Origin of the sequence: Nitratireductor aquibiodomus NL21 = JCM 21793, assembly GCF_000615975.1 — a bacterium.
Taxonomy (GTDB): Bacteria; Pseudomonadota; Alphaproteobacteria; order Rhizobiales; family Rhizobiaceae; genus Nitratireductor; species Nitratireductor aquibiodomus.
On the sequence record NZ_BAMP01000047.1, the window covers coordinates 20,528 to 30,914 of the forward strand.

Here is a 10,387-nt window from a genome sequence, read left to right on the forward strand (position 1 = left end):
GGTTGTAGAAGAACATGCGCATTCTGTCCCGTCCCGCAGTGCTGCGGGACGGGGGGTAACGAATGTTTGTGGGCGGAAAGCTCCATCATTGGAACAGTTTCCGCAACATCGTCCACAGTGCGGGGCGCTCCGGCGTGGCATGTTTCATGTCCACGTCTGGAAGCTGACCGCGATGTGGCCGCCGTTGATGGGACTCCTGATCGGGCATTGTTGTCGCGCCGATCGTCAGCGCCCATGCCTCAAGCCTGCGATCCTGCAGGGTCGGGCGGGTTGGTTCTATTTGCGGAACGACAAAGTCGTTGTTGCGGCCGAAGGGCCGCCGGGGGAAGCGGTTGTGCATCGCGAACGTCCTTGAGAAGCGGGGTGTAATCCCGACGGACCGCGATGCGTAGCTGCCTGAAAGATCAGTGGAAGCGTGCCGAACCGAGTCCGCCGTCAGGCCTTCGGGCCAAAGGCGTGGAGCCAAGTCATGCAATGTCGAAGCGTATCCATGCTTTTCTCCTTCGGTTCGCGTTGACAATGATGGGCTTATACTCACAGTTGCAGCAGCTTGCCACCCTCTTTCGTGCCATTCCGTTTTCCCACCGGGAAGTGTAACCGGAAAGCCACAGCCAGCCATGTCGAGAGACACAGCCAGATGCGTATCGCGCTCTACCAGCCAGACATTCCCGGAAACACCGGGGCCATACTCCGTCTTGCCGCCTGCCTCGGCTTCACCGTCGACCTGATCGAGCCGGCGGGTTTCGACCTGTCCGACCGGAACCTGAAGCGGGCCGGCATGGACTATCTCGAGCGGGCCGCGCTTGTGCGCCACGCTTCGTGGGAGGCCTTCGAGCGCTGGAGCCGGGGAGAAGGGCGCCGTCTCCTTCTCTTCACCACCAGAGCTGAGACGCACTACACCGATTTTTCCTATGCCGATGGCGACATTCTTCTTTTCGGACGGGAATCGGTCGGTGCGCCGGCCTGCGTCCATGACGCCGCCGACGCCCGCCTGCTTATCCCGATGCAGGAAGGCGCGCGCAGTCTCAACCTCGCCATGAGTGCGGCCATGGCCGCCGGCGAGGCGCTGCGGCAGTTGCGCTAGCGCATCGAACCGGACAGTGGAATCCGGCTTTCGATGGTTCCGATGCGCCAGCAATGATGTGGATCGTCCTTTAAGCGCCCGGGTGGGCGCACGGTGATCCAGCGTGCCGGTTTCAGTGTCGTGGGGCGGCATCTCGTCTTTTTCCTCTGTCAGGGAAAGGGATGCCTAAAAGTTCAAGTGAACTTTAAGTCAAGCTGTGCCGCGTGGCGTCGAGAAGGATCCTGGAGGGTGATGTGTCCGAGGGTAGGCTTCTCAGTCGGCGCTCGGTAATCGGCGCATGGTGAATTCGATCACATCGCCGGGGCGTTCGCACCAGCTTTCGATCTCCGTCCAGTAGGCTTGCTTGGGCCAGCGCTCCAGCCATTCGCGGGCCTTTTCGCGGGCTTGTGCGCGGGGCAGGGCAAAACTCTCCCGCAGAAACCCATCGCGCGGCAGGCGGCTTGCCCTTGCGCGATGCTTGTCGAGGCTGCGTTTCAGCCCCTCCAGCGGTGGTTTTGCGGGCACACGCACGAAAGAACTCCTTGACCCGATGGATAAGAAGCTTAGGCAACGCGGTTGAAAATTGCGAGTCATTTGTAGGACTGTCCGCCTGCCGCACCGTCGCGTAGGATCGGGCCAGAGGAAAGACGATGGAACGACCAGAACTCCCCGCCGGCCTGCCGGACAACATCGAAGACAAGAAAGCGGCTGCGCGCAGCTGGTTCGAGGAGCTGCGCGACAGGCTTTGCGCAGCTTTCGAGGATCTTGAAGACGCGCTGACAGGCCCGCTTTCGACGCGCACGCCCGGTCGCTTCGAGCGCACCCCGTGGAAGCGCGATGGCGGCGAGGGCGGTGGTGGCGTCATGTCTGTCATGCATGGCCGGGTCTTTGAAAAAGTCGGCATTCATGTGTCCACCGTCCATGGCGAATTTTCGCAGGAGTTCCGCAAGCAGATACCGGGCGCTGATCGCGATCCGAGCTTCTGGGCATCGGGCATTTCGCTGATCGCCCACCCGCAGAATCCGCATGTGCCGGCCGTCCACATGAACACGCGCATGGTCGTCACCACCAGTCAGTGGTTCGGAGGCGGCGCCGATCTGACGCCGGTCCTCGACCGTCGCCGCACGCAGGAAGACGCGGATACGGAGGCCTTTCACAGGGCCATGCGTTTCGTCTGCGATCGTCACGCGGCCATCGTTGACTACGAAAAGTACAAGGCCTGGTGCGACGAGTATTTCTATCTGCCGCACCGCCAGGAGCCACGCGGCATCGGCGGCATCTTCTACGACTGGCTACGCTCGCCGGAGGAAAAGGGCGGCTGGCAGGCCGATTTTGATTTCACGCGTGATGTGGGCCGTGCCTTCGCGGTCGTCTATCCGCATCTGGTGCGCAAGAACTTCAACACAAACTGGACCGAGGCCGACCGCGAGGAGCAACTGGTGCGGCGTGGCCGCTATGTGGAGTTCAACCTGCTCTACGACCGGGGCACGATCTTCGGCCTCAAGACCGGCGGCAATGTCAATTCCATCCTCTCCAGCCTGCCGCCCGAGGTGAAATGGCCTTAAGCGGTATGGCGATCAATTTCGCTGATGGATAAGGGGCGTTCTTTTTGATTTGAAAGTCCCGGACGGGTGGGGTCTTTAGCTGGGATCCCTTTCAACCCGTCCGAGGACCCTCCGCATGAAATTGCCCCATGTTCTGCTGGCGCTTCTCGTGACCGCCGTCTGGGGTTTCAATTTCGTGGTGATCAAGGTCGGCATCGACAACTTTCCGCCGATTCTTTTCTCTGCCTTGCGGTTCACGGCGGCGGCTTTGCCGCTTGCCTTTTTCGTGTCCAGGCCGGCGATCGCCTGGCGCTATGTGATTGCCATTGCCGTCGTGCTGGGCATTGTCAAGTTCACGCTCCTGTTCTGGAGCATGCATGTGGGTCTTTCCGCCGGGCTGTCCTCGCTCGTGCTCCAGTCGCAGGCGTTTTTCACCATCATGCTTGCTGCGTTCGTGCTTGCCGAACGACCGACGCGCATGCAGCTTCTTGGTATTTTCGTAGCGTTCTGCGGGATCGCCCTGATCGCGCTGACCGTGGATGGAAGCATAACCATCACGGGGTTGGCGCTGGCGATCGCTGCCGCCTTCATGTGGGCGATTTCCAATCTTTTGATGAAACAGGCCGGCAAGGTCGACATGTTTCGCCTGATGGTCCATGTGAGCCTCATCCCCCCGATCCCGCTATTTGTCCTTTCCCTTATGATCGAGGGCTGGGAGGCGGATATGGCCGCGCTGACCAGCGTCTCCTGGGCAGCGTCGGTGCGGTTCTCTATATCGCCTATGGCGCGACGATCTTCGGCTTCGCTGTCTGGGGAATGCTGATCAGAACTTACGGTGCCGGAAGGATCGCGCCATTTTCCCTGCTCGTACCGATTTTCGGCATGAGCTCGTCCGCACTGTTTCTCGGCGAAACCTTCGGCCCGCTGCGCATGGCGGCCGCAGCGCTCGTTCTTGCCGGGCTCATGCTGACGCTGGTCAGGAAACGCGCACCACTTGCGAGGTGCGTGCGGCCTGAGGGGATATTACGGGCGCATGGTCGCCAGTTTCAGCCCGAAGCCGATGAACACCGTGCCCGTCAGCGCTTTCAGCCAGCGCTGCATGCGGGCGCTGCTGCCGAGCGTTTTGAAGCTTGAGAACAGGAGCACGAGCGACGAGAACCACAAAATGTTCAGGAGCGAGTGGATCACCACCAGGGCGAAGGCCCAGAACGTGGCATCGGCATTGGCGGGGATGAACTGCGGAAACGCCGCAAGATAAAACATCGAAACTTTGGGGTTGAGCGCATTGGTGAGAAAACCTTCCAGCGCTGCACGCTCCAGCGTGCGCCGGCGCTTTGCCGGCGAAACGGCAAGCGGTGCCGAAAAGCCGTGCCAGGCCTGCCATAGCGCCTTAAGGCCGATATAGCAGAGGTAGGCCGCGCCCAGCATTTTCACGACGAAGAAGAGCTGCGCCGATTGTACCAGAATGATCGAAATGCCGAGGATCGACAGCGCGCCATGGACGTAGAAGGCTGCGAAGAAGCCTGCGATGTTGGCGAAGCCCGCCGCCTTGCCCGAGGTCGGCACGGTTTTGGCGATCAGCACGCCGTTTGGACCCGGCGACATGACAAGCAGTGCGGCAACCAGTGTGAAGGTTCCAAGCTCAATCAGCGTCATCGTTCGTGCCCTGCCGTTGAAGATGGCTTCGATGCGCGCCACAATACAAGGCGAAGCTTCTGATTGTCGAACGATAGAAAACGGGTTCCGCCATGCTGAGACTTCCCGGTTCCGTGACCGGCCTCGTGCCGCATCCTCTCAGCGGCGACACGGTGCTGCAGCATGAGATCGTGGCGGAGCAGGCTTCGTCGCTCGGCCATGCCGGTCGCCGCGTCGAGAAGGCGCTCTTGCGTCTTGCGGCGGCGAATCCGGCCGACAGTCAGGAGGTTGAACGCCGTCTCCATGCCGCTGCTGATGCAGTCCATGGCTATTTCATCCAGCGTGAGCTATGCGGCTTGCGCAGGCATGATGATGTCATTGCCGATCTTTCCATACCCGGCAGGGTTCTGGCCCGGCTCGGCGCATGCTGAGCGCTGGCCTGCTGGATGTTCCGGTCTGGCCCGCTTGCTGCCGTCGGGGGTTCGTGGCACTGGCCTGCCAGCAATGGCAGACATGAAAGACGGCGCCATGGAAAACGCTTACGGCACGCTGGCCTCGTGGGTTTATCATCTCGACAAGCCCATAGGCCGCTCTTTCGGGGATATTGAGTTCTATCGTGACCGCCTGGCGGGCTGCACCGGTCCGGTGCTCGAGCCTGCCGCCGGTAATGGGCGTGTTCTCATCCCGCTTCTTGAGGCCGGGTTCGATATACGCGGCTTCGATGCCTCCGAAGAGATGGTGGCCTACTGTCGCAGCGAGTGTGAGGCGCGCGGCCTGCCGTCACCTGTCGACATCGCACGCTTTGAGAGTTTTGATTATGAAACGCGGTTCGGTGCCATCATCATTCCCGCGGGTTCCTTCCAGCTGATCACCGAACCGCGGCAGGCGCTGGCGGTGCTTGAGCGTTTCCGCGGTGCGCTTGAGCCTGGCGGTCGGCTGATCCTCGATCTCGATGCGCTGGCATGCCTCGCCGACACCGCGCTCGCGGCACGGCACTGGCAGGCGGGGGACGACCTTCTCACACTGGTCGAAAGCCGGGTGGAGACCTGTTTCCAGCGTCAGACCACGCTTTCGCAACTGCGTTACGAGCATTGGCGCGAGGGCCGTCTCGTGGCCAGCGAGATCCAGCTTTTTCACCTGCGGCTCTGGGGGCTCCTGGAGTTCGAGCTGGCATTGCGCTCCGCCGGCTTCACGGAGGTTGGTGTCTATGCCGACTATCGGACCGACAGCGCTTTGGAGCCGGGCGCTTCCATCGTCACCTTCGAGGCAGTCGCACCGCTTTGATTGATGAAGATCGTGCAGAAACCATCGCTGAAGCAGCATCCTTGAAAAACAAGACTTTTTAAGTCATCTTTATTGACGGTGTTTTCCCCGCGACAATCTGCCCTGTAAGGCCGCCCCCGTCTGGACAAGTTCCTGCGTGGCGCATAGAAACCATCGAAAAATGCCGGGGGTAGAACCGGGCAGTTCCTGTGATGCGCAGGAGTTTGCTTGGGTTCAAAGTGCAATGAGGCTTCCCGACCGGCCGACTCAAGGTGAAAGGATCGCAGTCCCGTGAGCGCTACCGATTCGACCGAACATACAAGGCGTGACTTTCTTTACGTCGCAACAGGCGTTGCCGGTGCCGTCGGTGCGGCTGGTGTTGCGTGGCCGTTCATCGACCAGATGCGGCCCGATGCATCCACCCGCGCGCTGGCGTCAATCCAGGTCGATGTGTCCGGCGTCGAGCCCGGCATGTCCCTGACCGTCAAGTGGCGCGGCCGACCTGTGTTCATCCGCAACCGGACGGATAAGGAAATCGAGGAAGCGCGGGCTGTCGCACTGGCGGATCTGAAGGATCCCGTCGCGCGCAACGCCAACATCGCCGCTGACGCACCCGCCACCGACATCGACCGTTCTGCGGGCGAGGGCAAGGAAAACTGGCTGGTGATGATCGGCGTCTGCACGCACCTGGGCTGTGTGCCGCTTGGCCAGGCCGGCGATTTCGGCGGCTGGTTCTGCCCGTGCCACGGTTCGCACTACGACACGGCCGGCCGTATCCGCAAAGGCCCGGCTCCGGAAAACCTTGCGGTTCCGACATTCGAATTCGTGTCCGACACCGTCATTCAGGTCGGCTAAGGCTCGGCGAGAGGGGATTTTCTATGAGCGCTGGACATTCGACCTATACGCCCAAGAGCGGCATTGGCCGCTGGATGGATGCGCGTTTGCCGCTTCCGCGTCTGGTCTATGATTCTTTCGTGGCCTATCCGGTGCCACGCAACCTCAACTACGCCTATACGTTCGGTGGCATCCTGTCGCTGATGCTGGTGGCGCAGATCGTTACCGGCATCGTGCTGGCCATGCATTACGCAGCCAACACCGAGGTGGCCTTCAACTCGGTCGAGAAGATCATGCGCGACGTCAACTCCGGTTGGCTGATCCGCTACCTGCACTCCAATGGCGCATCGATGTTCTTCATCGCCGTCTATGTGCACATCTTCCGCGGACTCTACTACGGTTCCTACAAGGCACCGCGCGAGATGCTCTGGATTCTCGGCTGCATCATCTATCTCCTGATGATGGCGACGGCCTTCATGGGCTATGTGCTTCCGTGGGGCCAGATGAGCTTCTGGGGCGCGACGGTCATCACCGGCTTCTTCACCGCCATTCCTCTGGTGGGTGAGTGGATCCAGCAGCTTCTGCTTGGCGGCTTCGCGGTCGACAACCCGACGCTCAACCGCTTCTTCTCGCTGCACTATCTTCTGCCCTTCATGATCGCCGGTGTTGTCGTGCTCCACGTCTGGGCACTGCACGTCACAGGTCAGACCAACCCGACCGGCATCGAGGTGAAGCAGAAGACCGACACTGTGGCCTTCACGCCCTATGCGACCGTCAAGGACGCGTTCGCCATGGTCGTGTTTCTGGCCCTGTTTGCCTACTTTGTCTTCTACATCCCGAACTTCCTGGGCCATCCCGACAACTATATCGAGGCTGACGCGCTGAAGACGCCGGCACACATCGTGCCCGAATGGTACTTCCTGCCGTTCTACGCGATCCTGCGTGCGATCACCTTCAACATCGGTCCGATCGACTCGAAGCTCGGTGGTGTTCTGGCCATGTTCGGCGCCATCGCGGTCCTGTTCGTTGTGCCCTGGCTCGATACCTCGAAGGTTCGTTCTGCGGTCTACCGTCCGTGGTTCAAGCTGTTCTTCTGGCTCTTCGTCGTGAACGCGATCTTCCTGGGCTGGCTTGGCTCCCGCCCGGCGGAAGGCGTCTATGTGGCGATGGCTCAGGGAGCGACGCTTTACTACTTCGCCTTCTTTGTCGTGATCATGCCGGTGCTTGGCCTGGTAGAAAAGCCGCGCCGCCTGCCCAATTCCATCACGGAAGCGGTGCTGGAGAAGAAGTCTTCAGCCGGCGCACCGGCCACCGAACAGGCAAAGGGCTGAGCGAGAGAATGCGCAAAGGGATTTTCGCAATGAAGAGCATCCTCAACGGATTGGCCGCGCTCGGTCTTGGTCTGGCGGCTGTTACCGCCTCCAATGCGGCTGAGTACCCGATCAAGAAGCCGGTCGAGCAGGACTGGTCGTTCGCCGGCCCTTTCGGTACCTACGACAAGGGGCAGCTGCAGCGCGGCTTCAAGGTCTATCGGGAGGTCTGCGCGGCCTGTCATTCGATGAACCTCGTCGCGTTCCGCAATCTCGAGGATCTGGGCTATTCCGAAGCCCAGGTTCGCGCAATCGCGGCGGAGTATGAAGTCGAGGACGGTCCGGATGATTCCGGTGACATGTTCATGCGTGCTGCAAAGCCGTCTGACCGTTTCCCGGCGCCGTTCGCCAATCCGCAGCAGGCTGCAGCGTCCAACAGCGGTGCGGTTCCACCGGACTTTTCGCTGATCGCCAAGGCACGCGCAGTGGAGCGCGGGTTCCCGACCTTCGTCTTCGACATCTTTACCCAGTACGCCGAAGCCGGGCCGGACTACATTCACGCTCTTCTCACGGGCTACGAGGAAGATGCCGAGGGGCATGAGGTTCCGGAAGGCACCTATTACAACCCCTATTTCATCTCTTCGGCTTCGCTGGCAATGGCGCCGCCGCTTTCGGAGGGCATGGTCACCTATGACGACGGTGCGCCCGAGACAGTGGACCAGTATTCACGCGACGTTTCGGCATTCCTCATGTGGGCGGCCGAGCCGCACATGGAAGCCCGCAAGTCGACCGGCTTTGTCGTCATGGTGTTCCTGCTGCTCTTCGGTGGTCTGATGTATCTGACCAAGCGCAAGATCTGGGCGGACGTTCATTAAAGCCGACCGCAGAATAAAATAAGGAAGGGCGCCGCGAGCGCCCTTTTCTTTTGCTTCGTAACGCGGCAAAAACCAGAGCAACTCCAGAAAAAGTGGGAACCGGCTTTCCGGCCGGGATTGCGTAAAGTCAATAAGATAGAGCACCTTTGCGGTTCAACCAAAAGTGGAAGCGCTCTATCTGAACCGGGGCAGGGTACATGGCAGCTTCTCAGACACTTCAAGACACGCTTCTTTCAGCGATCCGCACCATTCCGGACTATCCCAAGCCCGGCATCCTGTTTCGCGATATCACCACGCTTCTCGGCAATGCGCGCGCATTTCGCCGGGCGGTGGATGAGCTCGTTCACCCCTATGCGGGTGCCAAGGTCGATAAGGTCGCCGGCATCGAGGCGCGCGGCTTCATTCTCGGCGGAGCGATCGCACACCAGCTCTCGTCGGGCTTCGTGCCGATCCGCAAGAAAGGCAAGCTCCCGCACGACACGGTGCGCGTGGCCTACAGCCTCGAATACGGCATCGACGAGATGGAGATGCACAAGGATGCGGTGACGCCGGGCGAGAAGGTCATCCTTGTCGACGACTTGATTGCCACCGGCGGGACCGCTGAAGGTGCGGTCAAGCTGCTGAACCAGATGGGGGCCGAGATCGTTGCTGCCTGTTTCGTGATAGACCTTCCCGATCTCGGCGGCCGGGCCAAGCTGGAAGCGCTGGGTGTCGATGTTCACACGCTGATTGCCTTTGAGGGCGACTGAGTGCGTCTCAGCCGGTCTTCATCAGCACGCCATTCTCGAAGCTCATGACCGGCTCGCCGTCGGCCCTGTGCGCTGCGGCAGCGAGCGTTACAAGGTGCCAGCCGGGGCGCGAGGCGAGGGGGCGGTGTCCCGTCACGGCCCGCGTGAAAGTGATCGTGTCGCCCTCGTAGACGGGCTTTAGCCATTTCAGATTGGAGAAGCCGGGCGAGGGACCGAATTCCGGTTTTTCGTCCGGACCTTCCCACGGGCCGAATGCGTCGCGTTCGATGCCTATCAGGTTGTATCGCATCCACATGGCGCATGTATGCCAGCCAGAGGCGCACAGGCGGCCGAAAACGCTGTCACGCGCCGCTTCCGCATCCGTGTGGAAGGGCTGCGGATCGAATGCCCGCCCGAAGGCGATGATCTCTTCAGCGGTGAAGGTATGGGTGCCCAGAACTATCGTTTCGCCAAGGCGCAGGAAGTGTCGAGATTCATGCGGCGTCTTCCGCCTCGCGCATTCTGAACATGATCGGGTTCTCCATTTCCATCACCGTTTCGCCGCGCTGGTTGGTCACGAGGTGACGAAAGGTCACCAGGCCGATGCCGGGGCGTGATTTCAGCGCCCGGCGCTCCAGCACGGTCGTCTGGCCGGTCAGTGTGTCGCCGGCAATGACCGGACGCTTCCAGCGGGCTTCCGTGATGCCGGGAGAGCCCTGCGAAGTGGAGTCCACCAGAAGCGCGTCGTAGAGCATGCGCATGAAGATGGCGCAGCTATGCCAGCCGGAGGCGGATAACCCGCCCAGAATGCTTGCCTTGCCGGCTTCTTCGTCGAGATGCATCGGCTGCGCGTCGAACTGGCGTGCGAAATCCTTGATCTCTTCTGCACCAACGGTTTTTTCGCCGAAGGGAATGGTCACTCCGGCTCAAGGTCTTCAAACGCCCACTTTTTGTCAGTCATGGTTCAATCCTGTTCAGGCTTGAACCTTATGGCTGCAAGCAGTGCATTCTTCAAGCACCGGATGGAGAAGATTGCTGGACCTGGACGTTACAGCGCCGCGCGTCTTATAAGACGCGCAAAGGACGCTGTAGCACTTTTAAATGATGCATGTCGCTTTCAAATGAATTCATTTGA

13 protein-coding genes and 1 pseudogene are annotated in these 10,387 nt (G+C 60.7%); 10 read left to right on the forward strand and 4 right to left on the reverse strand.

The window, feature by feature from the left end; all coding sequences use genetic code 11:
* Positions 1 to 637 precede the first annotated feature (637 nt).
* Positions 638 to 1,084: a tRNA (cytidine(34)-2'-O)-methyltransferase gene (locus JCM21793_RS13695; protein ID WP_025030739.1), complete on the forward strand. Its 447-nt coding sequence runs from the start codon at positions 638 to 640 to the stop codon at positions 1,082 to 1,084.
* A 252-nt stretch (positions 1,085 to 1,336) separates the two neighbouring features.
* Here JCM21793_RS13695 and JCM21793_RS13700 read toward each other — a convergent pair whose 3' ends face one another.
* Positions 1,337 to 1,594 (reverse strand): hypothetical protein, encoded by a 258-nt coding sequence (locus JCM21793_RS13700; protein WP_007008755.1) that lies wholly within the window; start codon positions 1,592 to 1,594, stop codon positions 1,337 to 1,339.
* A gap of 119 nt (positions 1,595 to 1,713) precedes the next feature.
* Between JCM21793_RS13700 and hemF the strand changes: the two genes are divergently transcribed.
* From hemF to JCM21793_RS30345, 3 genes are all read left to right on the forward strand, one after another.
* Entirely contained in the window at positions 1,714 to 2,628 is a 915-nt protein-coding gene (hemF, locus tag JCM21793_RS13705; protein ID WP_007008756.1) for an oxygen-dependent coproporphyrinogen oxidase, read from the forward strand.
* A gap of 115 nt (positions 2,629 to 2,743) precedes the next feature.
* Positions 2,744 to 3,430: an EamA family transporter gene (locus tag JCM21793_RS25940; RefSeq protein ID WP_244439759.1), complete on the forward strand. Its 687-nt coding sequence runs from the start codon at positions 2,744 to 2,746 to the stop codon at positions 3,428 to 3,430.
* Positions 3,400 to 3,741, forward strand: a complete 342-nt coding sequence (locus JCM21793_RS30345; RefSeq protein WP_244439760.1) for an EamA family transporter — start codon at positions 3,400 to 3,402, stop codon at positions 3,739 to 3,741. The genes JCM21793_RS25940 and JCM21793_RS30345 overlap by 31 nt, the downstream gene beginning before the upstream one ends.
* Here the strand turns inward: JCM21793_RS30345 and JCM21793_RS13715 are convergent.
* Positions 3,631 to 4,263, reverse strand: coding sequence for a LysE family translocator (locus JCM21793_RS13715; RefSeq protein ID WP_025030740.1), 633 nt, complete (start codon positions 4,261 to 4,263; stop codon positions 3,631 to 3,633). The genes JCM21793_RS30345 and JCM21793_RS13715 overlap by 111 nt on opposite strands.
* Before the next feature lie 92 nt (positions 4,264 to 4,355).
* On the opposite strand from JCM21793_RS13715, the gene JCM21793_RS13720 reads away from it, so the two are divergent.
* The 6 genes from JCM21793_RS13720 (at position 4,356) to JCM21793_RS13745 (ending at position 9,273) form a co-directional block, all read left to right on the forward strand.
* Positions 4,356 to 4,673 carry a DUF6665 family protein gene (locus JCM21793_RS13720; protein WP_025030741.1) on the forward strand — a complete coding sequence of 106 codons (318 nt, stop codon included), beginning with the start codon at positions 4,356 to 4,358 and terminating at the stop codon, positions 4,671 to 4,673.
* Positions 4,674 to 4,755: 82 nt separating this feature from the next.
* Complete coding sequence (locus tag JCM21793_RS13725) at positions 4,756 to 5,526, forward strand: class I SAM-dependent methyltransferase (protein ID WP_036540371.1); 771 nt, start codon at positions 4,756 to 4,758, stop codon at positions 5,524 to 5,526.
* A 270-nt stretch (positions 5,527 to 5,796) separates the two neighbouring features.
* Entirely contained in the window at positions 5,797 to 6,360 is a 564-nt protein-coding gene (gene petA, locus JCM21793_RS13730; protein WP_007009891.1) for a ubiquinol-cytochrome c reductase iron-sulfur subunit, read from the forward strand.
* 23 nt (positions 6,361 to 6,383) lie between these two features.
* Complete coding sequence (locus JCM21793_RS13735; protein WP_007009892.1) at positions 6,384 to 7,670, forward strand: cytochrome b; 1,287 nt, start codon at positions 6,384 to 6,386, stop codon at positions 7,668 to 7,670.
* A gap of 29 nt (positions 7,671 to 7,699) precedes the next feature.
* Positions 7,700 to 8,524 (forward strand): cytochrome c1, encoded by an 825-nt coding sequence (locus JCM21793_RS13740; RefSeq protein WP_025030743.1) that lies wholly within the window; start codon positions 7,700 to 7,702, stop codon positions 8,522 to 8,524.
* Between the two features lie 197 nt (positions 8,525 to 8,721).
* Positions 8,722 to 9,273, forward strand: a complete 552-nt coding sequence (locus JCM21793_RS13745; protein ID WP_025030744.1) for an adenine phosphoribosyltransferase — start codon at positions 8,722 to 8,724, stop codon at positions 9,271 to 9,273.
* Between the two features lie 7 nt (positions 9,274 to 9,280).
* On the opposite strand, the gene JCM21793_RS25945 is transcribed toward JCM21793_RS13745, so the two are convergent.
* Together JCM21793_RS25945 and JCM21793_RS25950 are read right to left on the reverse strand one after the other, a co-directional pair.
* Entirely contained in the window at positions 9,281 to 9,733 is a 453-nt protein-coding gene (locus JCM21793_RS25945) for a MaoC family dehydratase (RefSeq protein WP_036540368.1), read from the reverse strand.
* Positions 9,734 to 9,746: 13 nt separating this feature from the next.
* Positions 9,747 to 10,213: pseudogene (locus JCM21793_RS25950) on the reverse strand (MaoC family dehydratase).
* Positions 10,214 to 10,387 lie beyond the last annotated feature (174 nt).